Consider the following 18,355-nt stretch of genomic DNA (forward strand, 5'->3'; position numbering starts at 1 on the left):
AACTGCTGTGTATATCTCTTTGGCACGTGCTTTCTCTTTCCGGTTTCCTACAACCCTACGCGGGTCGCTGTCCGGAAGATCAAGGGCACCTCAGGCGGCAGTGTCGTTGTCGGCCCGGCCCGGCCCGGCCCGGCCCCCGCCCCCGCCTCGGCCCCCGCCCCGGCCCCGGCCCCGGTCAGGGGGCGGTGGTTGGGATTTGGGTGGGGCGGGTTGGGGGGTGGGGGAGGGTGATGGCGAAGTGGGTTTGGTAGGCGGACAGGAGGGCCTTGTCGTCGGGGAGGGGTTCCTCGTGGCGGTTGGTGCCGGTGGTGTGGATGAGGGTGCGGTTGGTGATGGTGATGCGGCCGTCGGGGGTCGGGCGGGAGCACAGGGGGGCGCGGGTGAAGTGTGATGTGGGCGAGGTCTGATGCCACCAGCAGCCGGCCGCGAAGTCGCGCAGGTCGCGTGGTCGTGGCTCCAGGCGGTATTGGGGTCGGCCGTCCTGTAGGACGTCGAGTTCGCCGTACTCGCCCTCGACGATGCGGAACACCCCGCCCGGGTCGTGCTGGTCGGTGTGCAGGTCCAGGCGGATCGGGTGGTGGGTGAACCGGCCGAAGCCGACGTCGACGAGCCATGGTTCGTCCAGGTCCACGCGCAGCGCGAGATGGTCGAACGGGATGCCCAGGCGACCCTTGTCGTCGTAGGTGCGCGCCGCGAGCAGGGTGACCCGGTAGCCGAGAGACCGCAGCAACGCGGCGAACGCGCCGCCGAGTTCGTAGCAGAAGCCGCCGCGTCGGCGGTCCAGGAGCTTGGCCAGGAGCGCCTCTTCGGCGAGTTCGACGGGCCGGCCGAGGTGGATGTCGAGGTTCTCGAACGGCACCGCGAGCAGGTGCCGCCACTGGAGGTCGGCCAGGGCCGCCGCGTCGGGACGCGCGGGGCGAGCGGCGTCGATGAGGGCGAGGTAGGTTTCGGCGCGGTCGTGGTCCACCGTGTCTCCGTGCTGTGATGCCCGGTGCGTGCACGATGCGTGCGCGGTGTGCGCGGTGTGTGCGCGGTGCACGCGATGCCGGACGTTGTGTGCGTGCCGCCGGGTAGGTCGGCTGCCCCTCATCATGCCGATGCCCGAGCATGCGTCCGGACCGGGGTGGTCGCCGCCGAGGCGTTTCGTCGACCGGAGACGTTTCGCCGACTCTCCGACGGAGGGGGCGCGTTCCCGGGACCGCGATGCGGACCCCGCGCTTCGAATCGTGGGCGGGTCACGGGCGGATCCGCCCCCACCCGCAGGCCCCACCCGCAGGCCCCGCTCCCGCCCGTCCGCGCCTCGGCCGGTGCCGAAAATTGGGCGACAGGTTCCGCGTTCAACGGCATCATTCGGGAGCCGGCCGCCGCTGTTCCCTTCGGTGGTGTTTGCCGGACCGACCTCCGTTTCCGTGCCATGGCCGAAAGGTTGCCGTGCAGGCCGCCCATACGATCACCCCCGCTGCCCTGCCCGAAGTCCTGTTGCATACCGCGCTGGTGCGGCCCGTGTTCGTGTGGGGAGCGCCCGGGATCGGGAAGTCCTCGTTGGTACGGGACTTCGCGCAGTCCCTCGGGCTGGAGTGTGTGTCGTTGCTGGGCACCCAACTGGCTCCCGAGGACCTGATCGGCGTACCGCAGATCGTCGACGGGCGCAGCCGGTTCTGTCCGCCCGAGCAGATCGCCCGGGACGAGCCGTACTGCCTGTTCCTCGACGAACTCAACGCCGCCTCACCCGATGTGCAGAAGGCGTTCTACTCACTGATCCTGGACCGCCGGATCGGCTCCTACACGCTCCCGGCCGGCTCCGTGGTGATCGGCGCGGGCAACCGGGCGAGCGACAACGCGCTGGCCCGGCCGATGTCGTCGGCGCTGATCAACCGCCTGGTGCACATCCACCTGCGCGCCTCGGTCGACGACTGGTTGACGTGGGCCCTCGGGAACGGCATCCACCCGTGGATCCTGGACCACGTGCGGGCCCGACCGGACCACCTGTGGAGCCTGCCGCCCAAGACCGAGGAGGCGTTCTCCACACCGCGCGCGTGGCACATGCTCTCCGACGGGTTGTACTCCTTCGGCCCGGACGTCACCGACGAGCACGTGCGGTTGCTCGCGCACGGCACGCTCACCCCCACCCATGCCGCCGCGTTCCTGGGCTTTCTCAAGACCGTGCGCAACGCGTACGGGCTGGACGCCATCGTCAAGGGCGACGCCCGCTGGCCGGCCGCGCCCGCCGACCGCGACCTGCTGTTCTTCCTCGTGGAGAGCTTCCGCGCCCGACTGGCCAAGGATCTGCCCGCGGACCGTCGGCACGTCTCGCCCGCACTGCGCGAATTCGCCTTCCGGGCCAAGGCCCTCCTGGTCGAACTCGCCGAGATATCGCTGGAGATGGCCCAACTCGTGATCGCCGAGGACACCGCCGGCGGCGCCCCGCTGCCCGCGTGGTTCCTCGTCGAGACCGCCCGCGACCTGCCGCGCCTGGTCGGCGCGCGGCGCTGAATCGGCCGCGCCGATGTCCGCCCGCCGGGCCCGCAACCCCGCCGCAGACCACGAGGAACGGGCCCGAAAAGCACGCGAAGCCGGTTGGCGGGCGGCCTGCGTCGCACCCCTGGACATCGTCGCGCGACAGGTCCGCCACACCTACGCCGCACACGACGCGGGCGCGCTGGGACACGTCACCGAATACGGCACCCTCGTGGTCGACCGACACCGCTACGTGCCGCCCCTGATCTGGTCCCGCGTCTACACCCACCTGCTGATGCACCTGGCGATGGGCCACCTGGACCAGGACGCCCTCGCCGAGGTCGGCCTGGGCGATCCGGACGCCGAGATCGACGCCGCCTACAACACCGCGTGTTGTGTCGCGGTGCACCGCTTCGCCGAGGGCCTGGGCCTGGGCATCGGCACGCCCCTGGCCGAACTGCCCGACCTGCCCGTCGGCAACGAGCGCGAACTCACCGAGCGTTGGCGCCGCGAAGGCGTCCCCGAGGCGCTGCGCCGGATCGGCACCAACGGCACCTCCCCGTGCATCCGCCGCTCACCGTCCGTCGACCCGACCACCGCGACGCGCCCGGACTGGCCCGCAGTGCTGGCCCGCGGCCTGGTTCGGATGGTCGCCGCCTCGCTCGACTCCGCCGCCGGCGAGCACGGCCGCCGGACCGCGCGCCCCGACGGCCCCTGGGACCGGGCACTGTCCTGGTTCGTCTCCTCCTATCCCCTCCTGGGCGCCCTCGCCGCCGGCCTCACCCTGGTCGCCGACGCCGAACTGGCCCGCTCCTGGGACATCACCATCGCCGCCGTCGACGCCGAGCACGGCGAGATCTACGTCAACCCGCACGCCGGCCTGAGCATCGAGGAGTGGCGCTTCGTGCTCGCCCACGAGATGTTGCACGCCGCGCTGCGCCACGACCGCCGGCGCGAGCACCGGGACGCACACCTGTTCAACGTGGCCTGCGACTACGTGATCAACGGGTGGCTGGTGGAGATGGGTGTCGGGGTGCTGCCGGACGGGCTGCTGTACGACGCGCGGTTGGCCGGGTTGTCGGCCGAGTCGGTGTACGACACGTTGACCACCGACCTGCGCCGGGCCCGCAAGCTGCGCACCCCCGGCTCGCGCGAGCACGGCGACATGCTGGGCGACTGGCTCTCCGAACCGGCCGCCGCGGCCCGGCGTTCGAGCCGGCGGACGGGGTCGGGGCCGCTCCCGGGCGCGGGTCGGTCCGGTGGTTCGTTCGTCGACCTGGACGCGTTCTATCGACGCGCGCTCTCCGCCGGGTTGGCCTACCACGATCTCGACCGAGGGCTGTTGCCCGCCGGACTGATCGAGGAGATCCGCACGCTGGAACAACCGCCGCCGGCCTGGGACGTACGACTGGCCCGCTGGTTCGACGAGCACGTGCGTCGGCCGGAGTCGGTGCGCAGCTACACCCGGGCGAGCCGCCGTCAGGCGTCGACGCCCGACATCCCTCGGCCCGGGCGGATCCGGCCCTTGGACGTGGACCGGCTGTGTACGTTCGGCGTGGTGTTGGACACCTCCGGGTCGATGGATCCGGTGCTGCTCGGCAAGGCGCTGGGCGCGATCGCCTCGTACGCCACCGCGCGTGACGTGCCGGCCGCGCGGGTGGTGTATTGCGACGCCGCCGCCTACGACGCGGGCTATCTGCCGGTCGAGGACATCGCGCGCAAGGTGCGGGTGCGCGGGCGCGGCGGCACGGTGTTGCAGCCGGGGATCCGGCTGTTGGAGGGCGCGGCGGACTTTCCTGCGGACGGTCCGATCCTGGTGGTCACCGACGGGCAGTGCGACGTGCTGCGAGTGCGGCGCGAACACGCCTTCCTGGTCCCGGCCGGAGCCCGGCTGCCGTTCACGGCACGCGGGCCGGTGTTCCGGGTCCGCTGAGGCGGGCGGTCCGGGCGGGTGCCGTCCGCGACCGGGGCAGGGCCTTTCGGTCGGGTCCGGTGGCTCGACGGCCGGAATTTCGGATGCGTCGGGGCGGGCCGAGGACCAGACTCGAAGGCAGGCGGCGCAACACACAAGCGCGGCACCGAACCCGGAAGGACATCGCTCGACATGCCCGACAGGCCGGACGCCATGGAAACCCTGCACGACACCTCGGTGTGGATCTGCGCCGCCGAAGGCACGCCGATCCGTACGGTACGCGACACACTCGATCTGATCGGCGAGGCCGGCTACCGGGGCGCGAACTGGGTCGTCCTGCCGGCGGCGCGCCTGGACCCGGACTTCTTCCGGCTGCGCACCGGCGTGGCCGGCGACGTGCTGCAGAAGTTCGCCGACTACCGGATGCGGGTGGCCATCCTGGGCGACATCACCGAGTACACCGCCGCGAGCGAGCCGCTGACCGACTTCGTCCGCGAATGCAACCGGGGCCGGCACGTGTGGTTCGGCGCCGACCTGGAGGCCCTCACCGCCCGCCTCGCCGAGGAGGGCCTCGCCGAGTGACCGCGGCGCGGGCGCGGGCACATGTCGTCACGCGGAGCATCGACGGGCCGCATCGGGCGGTGGGAAGTCCGGCCGATCGGGTGCACGAACCGCACGGCACGCTCACCCGGGCCCGCTGCATGCGGCGCCGGCGGCCCGCGCCGATGGACGACACGCTCCGGGCGGTCCGGGCGGGTGCCGCCGAACCGGCGGGTCCGGCATGCGCCACGGGGGTCCTGCGGCCGGACATGGTGCCGTTCGGCGACCCCCCGACTGCGGCGTGTACGGGCGGGCCGCCGACGCGGTGCGGGCGGCGGACTTTCCTCTCGGTGGTCGGCACGTCGCCGCGGGTGGAGCCGGCCGCTGCGGTGTGTGCCACCGCCGTCGACCGTGGCGCGGCGTCGGCGATCGTCGACACCGAAGCCGCGCCGTACGACGACTTCGCGAGCGATGTGCCGCGTGGTGACGTCGAACTGGTCGTGCCGCGCGTCGTGGCGGCTCCGGAGGCCGGCGGACCGCCGGTCGGGTGAGCGGGCGGCCGGTGGCGGGCACGGATCCGCCGGTCGGGACCGGGTGCCGGGTCGGGACGGCCGGCCCGAGCCGGTGGGCGGTGTGCACCACGCCCACGATCGCGCCCCTGTTCGGGCCCGTGCGCCGGGGCGGCTAGGTTGGACGGCATGCTTGTGGCGTTGATCGATTCCGGGACGGGACTGTTGCCGACGGCGGGGTGGCTGCGACGGTTGCGGCCGGACCTCGACCTGCTGCTGTGCATGGACCCCGACCACATGCCGTGGGGCGACCGCGGCGAGGCGACCATCACCCGACGGGTGCTGGCCGCCGCGGAGCTGGCCGCCGAGCGCGGCGCCGAGGGCATCGTGGTGCCGTGCAACACCGCCACCGTGACCGCCCTGGACACGCTGCGGGCCCGTTGCGAGCCCGCCGTACCGGTGGTGGGCACCGTGCCGGCGATCAAGCCCGCCGCCGGGTCCGGTGCCCCGTTCGCGGTGTGGGCCACCGTCGCCACCACCGCGAGTGCGTACCAGGCCCGCCTGATCGAGGAGTTCGCCGCCGGGCACACCGTGGAGCGGGTGGCCTGCCCCGGCCTGGCCGAGGCGATCGACCGGGCCGATCGACCGGCCGTCGAGGCCGCCATCGCCGACGCCGCGCGGCGCACCCCCGCGCACTGCGCCGGCGTGGTGCTGGGCTGTACGCACTACCCCCTCGTCGCCGACCGGATCGCCGCCGCGCTGCCCGCCGGGGTGGGGTTGTACGACAGCGCCGAGGCGGTCGCCCGGCAGACGCTGCGCCGGCTGGGCCTGACCGAGGACCCGGACGCGCCGCCCGGCACGATCGAGGTCACCCTCAGCGGACGCCCCGGCACACTGCCGCCGAACGCGCTCGCCTACCCGCTCGGCCGCGCACTCGCCGCCGGCCGACCGGTGCCCGCACACACACAGCCGGCCGAAGTCAGGCCCTAGACAGTCCAGTTCCGGGTGGACAACACCAGGTGGTAGCCGTCCGGGTCGACGATGGTGACGCCGTACGTGTCCCAGTACGGGTTGTGCGCGGCGGTTCGGGTGCCGCCCGCCGCGACCAGCCGGTCGATCAGCGCGGGGTCGATCGGCTCGCCCAGGTAGAGCACGAACAGGTCCTCGACCGTGGGCGTGGGCGGCAGCGGATGCTCCGGGTCGATGGTCAGCTCGAAGTGCCAATTGCCGCCCGGGAGACCGACCATGACCAGATCCCACTCGCCCGAGACGCGCTCGGTGGTGCGCCACAGGACCTCCAGGCCCAGGCCCTCGACGTAGAAGCGTTCGGCGGCGGCCAGGTCGCGCGAGGGGCGGGCGACTCGTACATGCGTGTCGGTGCTGATCATGTCGGTGAGATTAGTCGGTGGCCGCCGACCTTCGACGGCGCACGTCGACCCCGGCTCGGCCGGCCGCCGACCGAGCCGAGCCGAGGAGACACCGCGGCGTACCCCCGCCGGCCTACACCGACTTGCGGTACGCGCGGAACGTGCGCATCGACAACCACACCGCGAACGCGGCCAACCCGACCAGGGCCGCGCCGCGTTCGGCGACCAGGGCCCAGTCGGGGTCGGCACGCATGGCCGAACGGGTCGCCGTCAGTGCCCAGTCGAGCGGATTGAAGCGTGCGACCTCCCGCATCCAATCCGGCATCCGGGACGGGGGCATGAACGCCGAGGACATGAAGGTGAGCGGCAGCAGCAGGAAGGTGTTCAGCGCGATCACCGTCTCGCGTTCGCGTGCCACCATGCCCACCGCGTTGGAGAAGGCACCGAAGACCGTGCCCAGCACCGAGGCCACCACGATCAGGACCAGGACCCCGGCGAAGCCGCCCGGATAGTGCGCGCCCGCCAGTTTGCCCAGCCCGACCATCACCAGCGACTGGAACGCGGTCGAGCAGCCCTGGGCCACCACGTTCGCGTTGACCAGCGCGCTGCGCCGGAGCGGGGTGACCAGGAAGCGGTTGAGCGTGCCGCGTTCGATCTCCTCCAGGATGCCCATGCCGGCCCACATGTTGGCCGACACCGCGTTCATCACCACGACGCCCGGGACCAGGTAGTCGAGGTAGGTCCCGGCGCCGAAGCCGGGCAACTCGGCTATGTCGCGGAAGAGTTGACCGAAGAGGAACAGCCAGATCACCGGCTGGATCAGGGTGATCACCAGGTAGACGGGCTGCCGCAGGAAGACCCGGAACTGACGGGCGGTCATGTACCAGGTGTGGGTGATCGTCTCGCGCAGGATCGGCACGCTCGGCGGGCTCGGGACACGAGTGGTGCCCGTCGCGGTGGTCGCGGTCGTCATCGCGTCTCTCCTTCGCGGGTGTCGGAAGCGTCGGCGACCTCGGCGTCCTCGACGGGCGCGGCGTCGCCGCCCGCCTCGGCCGGGTTCGTCGCGTCGAAGCGGCGACCGGCGTGCCGCAGGTAGACGTCGTCGAGCGAGGGGCGGGCCACCGTGACCGCGCCGACCCGGGCGCCGACGTGGTCGAGGGCGGCCAACACCTCGGGCACCGCGGCGGCCCCGTGGTCCGCCCGGGCGTGCACCGCGCGGGCCTCGACGGTGATCTCCCGAATGCCCGGCACCCGGGCCAGCGCCTCGCGCACCTCGGGCCCGGCCGGGTCGAGCAGGTCCACGTGCACCGCGTCGCCGTGCAATCGGGACTTGAGCTGTTCGGGAGCGCCTTCGGCGACCACCCGGCCGTGGTCCACGATGGCCAGCCGCGCGGCGAGCCGGTCGGCCTCGTCGAGGTAGTGCGTGGTGAGCAGGATGCTCAGGCCCTCGCCGGCCAGCCGACCGATCTCCTCCCACATGTCGGCGCGGGCCTCGGGATCCAGGCCGGTGGTGGGTTCGTCCAGGAAGAGCACCTCGGGGTGGTGGACCAGGCCCAGTGCCACATCCAGTCGGCGCTGCATGCCGCCGGAGTAGGTGCGCACCGGGCGGTGTGCGGCCTCGGTCAGGCCGAAGCGATCCAGCAGGTGATCGGCGCGCCGGCCGGGCTCGCGACCGCGCAGGCCGAACAGGTGCCCGGTGAGGATCAGGTTCTCCCGAGCGGTGGCGGCCGGATCGGCGCCGGAGCGCTGGGCGACCACGCCGATGGCCCGGCGGACCCGAGCCGGGTCCCGGGTCACGTCGTGGCCCGCGACCCGGGCCGTGCCGGAGTCGGCGGCGGCCAGCGTGGTGAGGATCTTGACGGTGGTGGACTTGCCCGCGCCGTTGGGCCCGAGCAGGCCGAAGACGGTGCCGGGTGCCACGCTCAGGCTCAGCCCGGCCAGTGCCCGGACACCTTGCGGGCGGCCCTTGACGGGATAGGTCTTGACGAGGTCGTGCGCCTCGATCGCGGGCGCGCCGGTGCCGGCGGGGCCGGTGTGTCCGGGCGTGCGACCGTCGTGGACGGTAGCCGCCGTCCGCTCGGTGTGCTTCATGGTGGAGTGGATCCCTCCGGTCGACATGCGGTACGGCGATGCCGAGTGGCTCGCCGACCTGCGACAAGAGGACCGGGGATACGATGGGTTCGGTGCGCCTCGTATGTGCCGGTCCCTGTTGCCACAGGGTTTCGGTGCGAGGTTCCCGGCCCTCGGGAGCGGTGTTCGAGCACCGCCCGGGGGCCTTTTTCGGTCCGGGATCGTGGATCTACCCGGTGGGGTCGTCGGTGGTGGCCTCCTGATCGTGTTCGGCGGCTTCGATGGGTGCGAGCTCCCGGTCCGCGGCGTCCATGTCGACCCAGGCCGCCGGGGCCTCGCCGGTGGCTCGGAAGTGGCGCCACTCGGCGACGCCGGAGAGGCTGTCGTCCGCGATCTCGTCGAGCAGACCGCGCACCCACCGCGCCTCGGCCTCGGCCATGGCCAGTTCGTACTCGTTCTCGACCAGGAACACCCTGGGCAGCCGGCCGGTGAGTTCGGCCAACTCGGCGCGCCCGCGGGCGACGTGGGCGTCGATGGCCTCGACCCGACGTTCGAGCAGCGTGCTCACCTGGTCCGGGTCGAGCACGCCCATCAGGGACAGGGCGCCCTCGAAGCGCGGGAACTCGTGCACCCGGACCGACAACAACTCGCCCAGCCACTCGCGCATCTCGGCATCGCCGGCCTCGGTCACCGCGTAGGTGGTGCGCTCCGGCCGGCGGCCCTCGCGGTCGACCCCGGTGGCGGTGATCAGACCGTGTTTCTCCAGGTTGCGGACCACGGTGTACAGCGAGCCGTAGTTGATCTTGATGCTGTTTTCCTTGCCCCGACTGCGCAACACCTGGGCGATTTCGTACGGGTGGCGCGGCTGCTCGGCGACCAGCGCCAGCACGGCGAGTGCCAGTGTGTTGCCGACCCTGCGTCTGGCCACGGCCGCCTCCGGGGAGTTCCGATTACTTGTCACCGAATATACGACTGCGGGTAGTCGACGTCCAGGGTGCGGCCGGAATTTCGGCGGTGCCCGTCGGGTTTGGCGTCGGTGAAGGTTCAAGATCATGGGGGAAGCATGTCGAGTGGGATCGCGGTATCGGGCAGCGTCGCGGCGGGATTCGAGCAGGTTCGGACCGAACTCGCCGCCGCCCTGGCCGAATTGCCGGACGCGCCGGGGGTGCAGCTCGCGGTGTATCGCGACGGTCGTCGTGTGGTCGACCTGTGGGCGGGGGACGAGGTCACGGGGGACACGCTGGCCCCGGTCTTCTCGACCACCAAGGGCGCCGCGCATCTGGTGGTGGCGTTGCTCGTGCAGGACGGTGTGCTGGATCCGGACCGGGCCGTCGCGCACTACTGGCCGGAGTTCGCCGCGCACGGCAAGGGCGGGATCACCCTGCGCGAGCTGCTCGCGCACCGCTCCGGCGCGATCGGGGTGGACGGCGGCTTCACCGTCGCCGAACTGGCCGACGACCGACTGCTCGCCGAACGCCTGGCCGCCCACCGGCCGTTCTGGGAGCCGGGCACGGCGTACGGCTACCACGCCTTCGTGATCGGCGCGCTCACCGGCGAGGTGGTGCGCCGGGCCACCGGGCGTTCGCTCCAGGAGATCTACGAGGAGCGCGTGCGCGCGCCCCACGACCTGGACATGTACCTCGGCCTGCCGGTCGCGATGGAGGCCCGCACGCTCGACATGTTGCCGATGTTGCCCACCCCGGAGCAGCAGGCCCGGTCGGCCGCCCACGCGCCCGACCGATTCGGCCGCACCGGGGTCGCCTTCAACCTCAACGCCGAACCGCCCACCGACCTGGTCGGCTTCGTCAACACCCGTGAGGTGCGCGCACTGGGTCCGGCCTCCTCGGGCGGCGTCGGCAACGCACGCGGGTTGGCCGGGATGTACGCGGCCGCGATCTCCGGGCTCGACGGTCGCCCGGCGCTGCTCGAACCGGGCACCGTCGCCGAGTTCGCGCACGTGCACTGGGGCGGTACCGACCTGGTGACCGGCGAGCACGACCACTTCGCGCTGGGCTTCGAGGCGTTGGGCCTGCGCTACGACTTCCTGGGCGACGACGCGTTCGGCCACAGCGGCGCGGCCGGCGCACTGGCCTTCGCCGACCCTCGGTCCGGCACCGCCTACGCCTACACCCGCCGCCGCTTCGGCCATCCGGGCGGCGCGGCCCCGGAGAACACCCGGCTGGCGGCGGCGGTCTTCCGGGCGATCGGCGGCTGACCCGGACGGCCCGGGGCCGGCCCCGCCCCCGCCCGGATCCTGGGCGGGGACGCGGTGTTCGGTGCCCGCGGGTCCGGTGTCGGCGGATCAGCCGAAGTCGCCGCGGTGCTCCCGGGCCCAGGCTCCGAAGGTGCGGGCAGGGGCGCCGGTCAGGTCTCGGACCGCGGTGGTGATCAGCGGCGTCTCGGGTGCTGCGTCGGCGCCCGCGAGCAGCGCGTCGACGAGGGCCGGCGGGCGGCCGTCGGCGAGCATGCGTTCCCGCGCGGCGGCCACCGGGATCGGCTCGAAGCGCAGCGGGCGCTCGATCGCGGCGCCGATCAGCCGGACCTGGTCGGCTCGGCTGAGGACCTCCGGACCGGTCAGGACGTAGGTGACACCGGTGTGGGCGTCCTCGGTGAGCACCCGGACCGCCGACGCGGCGATGTCGCCTTCGTGCACGACCGGCTTGGCGGCCAGATCCGGGCCGCCGACGGCGCCGGAGGCGCGGATCTGCCCGGCCCACCCCAGTGCGTTGCTCGCGATGGTCTCCGCGCGCAGGAAGGTCCACTCGGTGGTCGATTCGGCGATCACCCGTTCCAGCTCGGCGTGCAGCCCGCTGATCGGGTCGACCTGGCGGTCGACGTCGTCGCGTACCCGCGCGGAGGAGAGGTAGACGACGCGGCCCGTGTGCGCGGTCACCGCGTCCAGCACGGCGGGCGCGCCGTCGGTGGTGAGGAAGGGCCAGACCAGGAACACCGCGTCGACCCCGATCAGGGCCGGCGCGAGGGTGTCCGGCCGGGCCAGGTCGCCGCCCACCACCTCGACCTCGGCGGGCAATCCGGCCGCCTCGGGACGGCGCGCCAACGCCCGTACCTCGACTCCCGCGGCCAGGAGTTGCCCGACCACCTGCCGGCCGACGTTTCCGGTCGCCCCGGTCACCAGAATCATGTGCAGCCCCTCGTGTCCCGACGAAGGCGGTGGGTCCCGCCTCCTCGGACGATCCTGCAACCTCCAGTGGACGTGAGGTCAAGGCATTCGGCCCGCGGGCGGCGGGAGCGACCTACTCGATGACCTTGGCCAGGAACGCCGCCAGGTTGCCCCGGGTGCGTTCGATCTGCTCGGCCAGGGTCAGCGACTCCTCGAACCGACCGCCGGGCGCCGGCGCCTTCAGGCCGCGTACATACAGGGAGCACGCGAGGTCGGTGCAGATGTACATGCCGAACGAGTTGCCGTCCCGGCCGGCCTGTCCGGTCTTGCGGGCGCTCATCAGCGAGACGCCGCGGCCCGGGTGTGTGGTCAGGCACAACGAGCACATGCTGCGGTGCAGGTAGCCTCGCTGCTGGGCGGGAAAGCGCAGGGCGAGGCCGACGAGCCGACCCTGGTATTCGGTGACCAGATAGGTGCGATCAGGTGCCCCCGGATCGCCCCAGCCCAGGAAATCCAGGTCGGCCCACGGGCGTTCGGCCAGGTCACGGGGCATGGGCAGGCGCTGGGCCGCTCCCTTGGAACAATTGACGAACGACGTACGGATTACCTGCTCGGTGAGTGGGTCCATGCGGCGGAAACTAACAGTGCCTAGGTATCCTAGGCAAATACCTAGAGGCTCTAGGAAGCGCGGGCGGCGCGCTGACGGCGTCTCGAAGAAAGGCCGGCGAGTGGCTCGGGCGGGACTGACGGCGGAACGGGTGACCCGCGCGGCGGCGGATCTGGCGGACGAGGTGGGGTTCGAGAACATCACCCTGACCGCGTTGGCGCGCGGCTTCGGGGTCAAGGACGCGAGCCTGTACTCGCACGTGAAGAACCTCCAGGAACTGCGGCTGGGGATCGCGATGCTGGCCGCCGGCGAACTGGCCGATCGCATCGGCGCGGCGGTCGCGGGTCGGGCGGGCAAGGACGCGCTGATCGCCTTCGCCCGGGCGTACCGGGAGTTCGCGTTGGAGCGCCCCGGCCGCTACGCGGCGACCCAGGCGCGGATCGACCCGGCGCTGCTGGCCACCTCCGAGGGCTACCGGCGCAACATCGAGAGCACCTACGCGATGTTGCGCGCCTACGGCCTGGACGAGCCGGACCTGACGGATGCGGGACGGCTGTTGCGCAGCGTCTTCCACGGCTTCGCGGTGCTGGAGGGCAACGGCGGGTTCGGTCACGTGCGCAGGCCGAGCGAGTCCTTCGATCGGGCGGTGGAGGCGCTGCACGTGGCGCTGATGAACTGGCCCGATTGACTCGGCCGGACCGACCCGACCCAACTGAGTCGGCCCGACCGAACCGGCCCGACCGAACCGGCCCGACCGAACCGGCTCGGCGGACCCGGGCCGGGTGGACCGGGCCTGCGCGCCCACCGCGAGGTCCGTGGCGACCGGACCCGCTTCGGCGCGTCTTCGCGCGATGCGGTGGAATCGGCGGCGATCGGTTCGATCATGGTGCGCGGGAGCGGTCGGCGGCCGCCGTACGGGTGGTCCCGGCCGTCGGGAAGGCGAGGTGCGTGGTGACGAAGTACGTGGCGCTGTTGCGCGGCATCAATGTGGGTGGCCACCGGCGGGTGCCGATGGCGGATCTGCGTCGGGTCCTGACCGAGTTGGGATACACCGAGGTCAAGACGCTGTTGCAGAGCGGGAACGCGGTGTTCGAGGCGGCCGAGCAGCCGGCCGCCGATCTGGTCGCGGCGATCGAGGCCGGGCTGCTCGGCGAATTCGGGTTCGCGGTGGACGTGATGGTGCGCAGCGGCGCGGAACTGCGCGCGGTGGTCGCGGCGAATCCGCTGGAGGTGGTCGATCCGGCCAAGCTCGCGGTGGCGTTCCTGAGCCCGGCCGCGGATCCGGCGGTGCTCGGCGCGGTCGATCCGGCGACCTACGCGCCGGACGAACTGCGGCTGGGCGAACGCGAGTTGTACATGTACTTCCCGGACGGCCTGGGTCGGGCGCGGTTGTCGCCGATCCTGGCCCGCAAGCTCGGCGACACGGCCACCGTCCGCAACTGGAACACGGTGACCAAGCTGCTCGCCATGGCGGGGTGAGACCGGGGCGACCGGGCTCGAACCATTGCACAATTTCCTGTGCACAGATTATTGTGCATGGGTGGCCGTGTCACCGGAACGCCGAGATGTCAGCGAACTCGAAGCGCTGAAGGCTTTGGCGCACCCCCGGCGACAACGGATCCTGCGGGAACTGGAGGCGGGTGGGCCCGCGACGTCCGCGTCGCTGGCCCGGGCGCTGACATTGAACACCGGCGCGACCAGCTACCACCTCCGGGAGCTGGCCCGACACGGGTTCGTCGAGGACTTCGTGGATCCGCACGCGCACGGCCGCGAGCGGTGGTGGCGCGCCGTGCAGCGGGACCTGCGGTTTCCGCCGCGCAGTGAGCAGAGCGAGGAGATCCGGCCGGTCGTCGACGAGATGAACCGCCTGGCCTTCGCGGCCGACCTGGAGGAGTACCGCAAGGCGCAGACCGCGACCGAGGTCGAAGAGGGGATGGACATGCCGTACTCGCGCGGGACCATCCACGTCACGCCGGCCGAATTGGGCGAGTTCTTCGAGGAGTACATCGCGCTCCTCAACCGGTACAAGCGGGCCGGACCGCTGCCGGCCGAGGTGCGCCCGGTGCAGACGCGCTTCCTGGCGTTCCCGACCACGACCGGTGGGCGGGACGACGAACGGGACGACGACGTGCGCGACGGCGCGGCAGCGGCGGGCGCCGAGCCGGACGGCGGTGGGCTCGGAACCGTCCGGCCCTGAGCCACCGCGCCGAGGCCGCGGGCCCCGGCATCGACCCGGAAATTCGAGACGCGAGCGCTGCACCCCGACCCGGGCACCGAATCCCGGCTACCGAGCCTTGGGCACCGAGCCGTCGATGCGCCATGCGCCGGTGCACGGTTCGGCGACTCCGGCATGCGTTCGGCTCGGCATCGATCCCCATCCGAAGAGACGACAAGGGCGGCACCGCACCATGAGTACGCACGACCAGATACCCGATGCCGTGTCGCTGACCGGCGTCGGGCGCATCCACGGCAAGGGCACCGCAGCGGTCACCGCCCTGCACGACGTCACCGTCGGCATCCGGCGCGGCAGCTTCACCGCGGTCATGGGGCCCTCGGGCTCCGGGAAGAGCACGTTTCTCCAGTGCGCCGCCGGGCTGGACCGGCCGACCAGCGGCAGTGTGCGGCTCGGCGAGACCGACCTGTCCGGGCTGTCCGAGACCGGCCTGACCGAACTGCGGCGCGAGCGGATCGGCTTCGTCTTCCAGGCGTTCAACCTGATGCCCTCGCTGACCGTGCTGGAGAACATCACGCTGCCGCTGCGGCTGGCGGGCCGCAAGGCGGACCGGACCTGGCTGGCCGAGATCGTCCAGCGGGTGGGCCTGACCGGGCGTACCGAACACCGGCCGGCCGAGCTGTCCGGCGGCCAGCAGCAGCGGGTCGCGATCGCCCGCGCGCTGGTCACCCGGCCCGAGGTGGTCTTCGCCGACGAACCCACCGGCGCGCTGGACACGGTCACCGCCAAGGAGGTGCTGGTGCTGCTGCGCGACACCGTGGACGCGATGGGCCAGACCGTGGTGATGGTCACCCACGACCCGGTCGCCGCGTCCTACGCCGACGAGGTGCTCTTCCTCGCCGACGGACGCATCACCGACACGCTGACCGGGGCCGGCGCGGACCGGATCGCGGACCGGATGACGCACCTGGGCGCGTGGGCCTGATGCTGTTCCTCGCCCTGCGAACCCTGCGCGCCCGTAAGGGCGGCTTCGCCGGCGCGTTCGTCGCGCTGGTGTGTGCGGCCGCGCTGGTGACCGCGTGCGGCGCGCTGTTGGAGACCGGCCTGCGCGGCGACATCCGGATCGAGCGCTACGCCGGTACCGACACCGTGGTCACGGCCGACCAGAACCTGCACTGGACCAAGCACAAGAAGGGCAAGACCAAGACCAAGTCGAAGCCGCTGACCGAGCGGGCGTGGCTGGACGCGACCGCCGTGGACACACTGCGCGCGATCCCCGGTGCCGAGGTGGTCCCGGAACTGACCTTCTCCGCCCACGTACTCACCGCCGGCGGCCGGTCCCTGGACACCGACGGCAACGCGTGGGGCCACGCCTGGGAGTCGGCCCGGCTGACCCCGTTCGCGCTGCGCGAGGGGCGGGCGCCGACGGCGGCCGGCGAGGTCGTGCTGGACGCGGATCTGGCCCGCCGGGCAGACGTCCGGGTCGGCGGCACGGTCACCGTGCAGGCGGGCCGAGCCCCGGGCGGCTACCGCGTGGTGGGCATCGCGGCACCGCCGGGTCGGGACGCGCTGGCCCGGCAGGCCAGTGTGTTCTTCGCCGACGTGGACGCCCGACGGCTGGCCGGACACCCCGGACAGGTCGCCTCGGTGGGCCTGTTCGCCGCGCCCGGCGCGGACCCGGGCACGGTGCGCGCGGCGGCCCGGAAGGCCCTGGCGGGCACCGGCGCGCAGGTGCGGACCGGTACCGATCGTGGGCCGGCCGAGTTCCCCGCCGCGACCAAGGCGCGGGTGACCCTGGTCAGTCTGGGCGGCGCGCTCGGCGGCACCTCGCTGCTGGTCGCGATCCTGGTCGTGGTGGGCACGTTCGCGCTGTCCATCCAGCAACGCCGGCGCGAGATCGCGCTGTTGCGCGCGATCGGTGCGACGCCTCGGCAGATCCGTCGGATGGTGGGCCGCGAGGCACTGGTGGTGGGCCTGATCGCGGGCGCGCTCGGTGCGTTCGCCGGGCTGGGGCTGGCCCGTTGGCTGCACGGACGGTTCGTCGCGTTCGGCGCGATGCCGGACACGCTCGCCCTGAAGCTGAGCCCGATCCCGCTGATCGGCGCGGTACTGCTGACGCTGCTCGCGGCCTGGACGGCGGCGCGGGTGTCGGTACGGCGGGCCGCGCGGGTGCGACCGACCGAGGCGTTGGCCGACGCGGCGATCGAGCGGCCCGGGCTCGGTGTCGCGCGCACGATCGGCGGGGTGCTCGCGGCGCTGGGCTACGGCGTACTCCTGCTGGTGTTGAGCACGCTGGACACCGAACCCAAGTCCACGCCGGTCACCTTCCTGACGGTGATCCTGGCCGCCGTGGCGATCGCGCTGCTCGGACCGCTGCTCGCCCGGGCGGCAACGGCGGTACTGGGCCTGGTGGTCGGGCGGCTGTCGCCGATCAGCGGGTTCCTGGCGGCGCGCAACGCACGGGCCGCGGCCGAACGGGTGGCCGCGGTGGTGACCCCGTTGAGCCTGGCGGTGGCGATGGCGTCCACCATCCTGTTCACCCAGACCACGGCGAGTCATGCCGCGGGGGAGCAGGTGAAGGCGGGCACGTTGGCCTCGTACACGCTGGTCGCGAAGCCCGGCGTGCCGGGGCGGGCGGCGGAGGCGGCGCGGGCGGTGCCCGGGGTCGAGGTGGTCACCGAGGTCCTGCACACGCTCGTTCGGGCGGGCCGGGACAAGTTCGCGGCCCAGGGAGTCACCCCGCAGGGCGTGCAGCGCACACTCGACCCGAAGACCCGGTCCGGCTCGTTCGCGGCGCTCGCCGACGGGACGGTCGCGGTGAGCGAACTCGCGGCCAGGACCAAGGGGGTCGGCGTCGGCGACGATCTGCGGATCACCATGGGCGACGGGGTCGTGGTCACCCTGAAGGTGGTCGCGGTGTACGAACGCGGTCTGGGGTTCGGTGATCTGACGCTGCCTCATGCGGTGGTGGCGGCGCACGTGGATCGGCCGGCGGCCGAGGCGGTGCTCGTTTCCGGTACGGCGGCGTTGGTGCGGGAGTCGTTGCAGCGGGCGCTGGGCGAGTTCCCCGGGGTCCGGGTGCTGGATCGGGGCGAGGTCGAGCAGGCGCGTCGGGACCGGGCGGGCACCCAGGCCCAGGTCAACTATGTGGCGATGGGGCTGATCATCGCGTTCACCGGGATTGCGGTGGTGAACACGTTGGTGATGGCGACGTCGGCGCGGCGGCGGGAGTTCGCGCTGCTGCAACTGGTGGGGACGACTCGGCGCCAGGTGCTTCGGATGCTTCGCTGGGAGACCGGGGCGGTGGTGTTGTTGGCTGCGGTGTTGGGGTCTCTGGTCGCCTACGCGACGTTGACGGCCTACAGCGTGGGGATGACCGCGAGTGCGGCTCCGTATGCGCCGCCGTTGACGTATGCGGCGGTGTTGGTTGCGGCGACGGGGTTGGCGTTCGTGGCCACGGTCGTGCCGGGACGCGTGGCGTTGCGGGGGAATCCTGCGGACACGATGGGGTTGCGGGACTGAGGTGGCCTCGGGCGCCGGCGGGGCTGTTTTGGCCTCATGCGCCGGCGGGGCTGGGTTGCCTGGCCTTCGGCCGAGGC

The 18,355-nt window shown here is 72.6% G+C and carries 18 protein-coding genes; 11 read left to right on the plus strand and 7 right to left on the minus strand.

The features are described from left to right. Positions 1–175 precede the first annotated feature (175 nt). Positions 176–967 carry an arylamine N-acetyltransferase gene (locus ACH4U8_RS45215; RefSeq protein WP_360320355.1) on the minus strand — a complete coding sequence of 264 codons (792 nt, stop codon included), beginning with the start codon at positions 965–967 and terminating at the stop codon, positions 176–178. Between the two features lie 464 nt (positions 968–1,431). Between ACH4U8_RS45215 and ACH4U8_RS45220 the strand changes: the two genes are divergently transcribed. The 5 genes from ACH4U8_RS45220 (at position 1,432) to ACH4U8_RS45240 (ending at position 6,408) form a co-directional block, all read left to right on the plus strand. Beyond that, positions 1,432–2,493, plus strand: a complete 1,062-nt coding sequence (locus ACH4U8_RS45220) for a MoxR family ATPase (protein ID WP_360320358.1) — start codon at positions 1,432–1,434, stop codon at positions 2,491–2,493. A gap of 13 nt (positions 2,494–2,506) precedes the next feature. Continuing rightward, positions 2,507–4,390: a hypothetical protein gene (locus ACH4U8_RS45225; RefSeq protein ID WP_395784519.1), complete on the plus strand. Its 1,884-nt coding sequence runs from the start codon at positions 2,507–2,509 to the stop codon at positions 4,388–4,390. 171 nt (positions 4,391–4,561) lie between these two features. After that, a complete protein-coding gene (locus ACH4U8_RS45230) occupies positions 4,562–4,951 on the plus strand; it encodes a DUF4180 domain-containing protein (protein ID WP_395784521.1) in 390 nt (129 codons plus the stop codon). Then, on the plus strand, positions 4,867–5,460 hold the full coding sequence (locus ACH4U8_RS45235; RefSeq protein ID WP_395784523.1) for a Sir2 family NAD-dependent protein deacetylase: 594 nt from the start codon (positions 4,867–4,869) through the stop codon (positions 5,458–5,460). The genes ACH4U8_RS45230 and ACH4U8_RS45235 overlap by 85 nt, the downstream gene beginning before the upstream one ends. A 147-nt stretch (positions 5,461–5,607) precedes the next feature. Next, entirely contained in the window at positions 5,608–6,408 is an 801-nt protein-coding gene (locus tag ACH4U8_RS45240; protein ID WP_360320370.1) for an aspartate/glutamate racemase family protein, read from the plus strand. Here the strand turns inward: ACH4U8_RS45240 and ACH4U8_RS45245 are convergent. The 4 genes from ACH4U8_RS45245 to ACH4U8_RS45260 all read right to left on the minus strand — a co-directional run bounded on the left by ACH4U8_RS45245 (position 6,405) and on the right by ACH4U8_RS45260 (position 9,783). Next, positions 6,405–6,806: a VOC family protein gene (locus ACH4U8_RS45245; protein WP_360320373.1), complete on the minus strand. Its 402-nt coding sequence runs from the start codon at positions 6,804–6,806 to the stop codon at positions 6,405–6,407. The genes ACH4U8_RS45240 and ACH4U8_RS45245 overlap by 4 nt on opposite strands. 112 nt (positions 6,807–6,918) lie before the next feature. Then, a complete protein-coding gene (locus tag ACH4U8_RS45250) occupies positions 6,919–7,665 on the minus strand; it encodes an ABC transporter permease (protein WP_395784559.1) in 747 nt (248 codons plus the stop codon). Between the two features lie 89 nt (positions 7,666–7,754). Further along, entirely contained in the window at positions 7,755–8,876 is a 1,122-nt protein-coding gene (locus ACH4U8_RS45255) for an ATP-binding cassette domain-containing protein (protein WP_360320376.1), read from the minus strand. Between the two features lie 208 nt (positions 8,877–9,084). Next, a complete protein-coding gene (locus ACH4U8_RS45260) occupies positions 9,085–9,783 on the minus strand; it encodes a PadR family transcriptional regulator (protein WP_395784525.1) in 699 nt (232 codons plus the stop codon). Positions 9,784–9,918: 135 nt separating this feature from the next. Here ACH4U8_RS45260 and ACH4U8_RS45265 point away from each other — a divergent pair, with 135 nt between their 5' ends. Continuing rightward, positions 9,919–11,070 (plus strand): serine hydrolase domain-containing protein, encoded by a 1,152-nt coding sequence (locus ACH4U8_RS45265; RefSeq protein WP_395784527.1) that lies wholly within the window; start codon positions 9,919–9,921, stop codon positions 11,068–11,070. Between the two features lie 87 nt (positions 11,071–11,157). On the opposite strand, the gene ACH4U8_RS45270 is transcribed toward ACH4U8_RS45265, so the two are convergent. Further along, the gene (locus tag ACH4U8_RS45270; RefSeq protein ID WP_395784529.1) at positions 11,158–11,997 is read right to left on the minus strand and encodes an SDR family oxidoreductase; all 840 of its coding nucleotides are present in this window, start codon (positions 11,995–11,997) and stop codon (positions 11,158–11,160) included. A 112-nt stretch (positions 11,998–12,109) separates the two neighbouring features. Beyond that, on the minus strand, positions 12,110–12,604 hold the full coding sequence (locus tag ACH4U8_RS45275) for an FBP domain-containing protein (RefSeq protein ID WP_360320385.1): 495 nt from the start codon (positions 12,602–12,604) through the stop codon (positions 12,110–12,112). A 100-nt stretch (positions 12,605–12,704) separates the two neighbouring features. Here ACH4U8_RS45275 and ACH4U8_RS45280 point away from each other — a divergent pair, with 100 nt between their 5' ends. From ACH4U8_RS45280 to ACH4U8_RS45300, 5 genes are all read left to right on the plus strand, one after another. Further along, positions 12,705–13,271 (plus strand): WHG domain-containing protein, encoded by a 567-nt coding sequence (locus ACH4U8_RS45280; RefSeq protein ID WP_360320388.1) that lies wholly within the window; start codon positions 12,705–12,707, stop codon positions 13,269–13,271. 260 nt (positions 13,272–13,531) lie between these two features. After that, positions 13,532–14,062, plus strand: a complete 531-nt coding sequence (locus ACH4U8_RS45285) for a DUF1697 domain-containing protein (RefSeq protein ID WP_360320391.1) — start codon at positions 13,532–13,534, stop codon at positions 14,060–14,062. 61 nt (positions 14,063–14,123) lie between these two features. After that, on the plus strand, positions 14,124–14,780 hold the full coding sequence (locus tag ACH4U8_RS45290; protein ID WP_395784531.1) for an ArsR/SmtB family transcription factor: 657 nt from the start codon (positions 14,124–14,126) through the stop codon (positions 14,778–14,780). Between the two features lie 211 nt (positions 14,781–14,991). Next, positions 14,992–15,741 carry an ABC transporter ATP-binding protein gene (locus tag ACH4U8_RS45295; protein WP_360320397.1) on the plus strand — a complete coding sequence of 250 codons (750 nt, stop codon included), beginning with the start codon at positions 14,992–14,994 and terminating at the stop codon, positions 15,739–15,741. Continuing rightward, the gene (locus tag ACH4U8_RS45300; protein ID WP_395784561.1) at positions 15,741–18,278 is read left to right on the plus strand and encodes an ABC transporter permease; all 2,538 of its coding nucleotides are present in this window, start codon (positions 15,741–15,743) and stop codon (positions 18,276–18,278) included. The genes ACH4U8_RS45295 and ACH4U8_RS45300 overlap by 1 nt, the downstream gene beginning before the upstream one ends. The last annotated feature ends 77 nt before the right edge of the window (positions 18,279–18,355 follow it).

Origin of the sequence: Embleya sp. NPDC020886, assembly GCF_044333915.1 — a bacterium.
GTDB lineage: Bacteria > Actinomycetota > Actinomycetes > Streptomycetales > Streptomycetaceae > Embleya.

What these genes read in the sequence shown, in the direction of transcription:
- ACH4U8_RS45230 (WP_395784521.1), top strand. Translation starts at nt 4,562, where the DNA reads ATGCCCGACAGGCCGGACGCCATGGAAACCCTGCACGACACCTCGGTG.
- ACH4U8_RS45300 (WP_395784561.1), top strand. Translation starts at nt 15,741, where the DNA reads ATGCTGTTCCTCGCCCTGCGAACCCTGCGCGCCCGTAAGGGCGGCTTC.
- ACH4U8_RS45245 (WP_360320373.1), bottom strand. Translation starts at nt 6,806, where the DNA reads ATGATCAGCACCGACACGCATGTACGAGTCGCCCGCCCCTCGCGCGAC.
- ACH4U8_RS45235 (WP_395784523.1), top strand. Translation starts at nt 4,867, where the DNA reads ATGCAACCGGGGCCGGCACGTGTGGTTCGGCGCCGACCTGGAGGCCCT.
- ACH4U8_RS45265 (WP_395784527.1), top strand. Translation starts at nt 9,919, where the DNA reads ATGTCGAGTGGGATCGCGGTATCGGGCAGCGTCGCGGCGGGATTCGAG.
- ACH4U8_RS45275 (WP_360320385.1), bottom strand. Translation starts at nt 12,604, where the DNA reads ATGGACCCACTCACCGAGCAGGTAATCCGTACGTCGTTCGTCAATTGT.
- ACH4U8_RS45240 (WP_360320370.1), top strand. Translation starts at nt 5,608, where the DNA reads ATGCTTGTGGCGTTGATCGATTCCGGGACGGGACTGTTGCCGACGGCG.
- ACH4U8_RS45295 (WP_360320397.1), top strand. Translation starts at nt 14,992, where the DNA reads ATGAGTACGCACGACCAGATACCCGATGCCGTGTCGCTGACCGGCGTC.
- ACH4U8_RS45270 (WP_395784529.1), bottom strand. Translation starts at nt 11,997, where the DNA reads ATGATTCTGGTGACCGGGGCGACCGGAAACGTCGGCCGGCAGGTGGTC.
- ACH4U8_RS45225 (WP_395784519.1), top strand. Translation starts at nt 2,507, where the DNA reads ATGTCCGCCCGCCGGGCCCGCAACCCCGCCGCAGACCACGAGGAACGG.
- ACH4U8_RS45255 (WP_360320376.1), bottom strand. Translation starts at nt 8,876, where the DNA reads ATGAAGCACACCGAGCGGACGGCGGCTACCGTCCACGACGGTCGCACG.
- ACH4U8_RS45250 (WP_395784559.1), bottom strand. Translation starts at nt 7,665, where the DNA reads ATGACCGCCCGTCAGTTCCGGGTCTTCCTGCGGCAGCCCGTCTACCTG.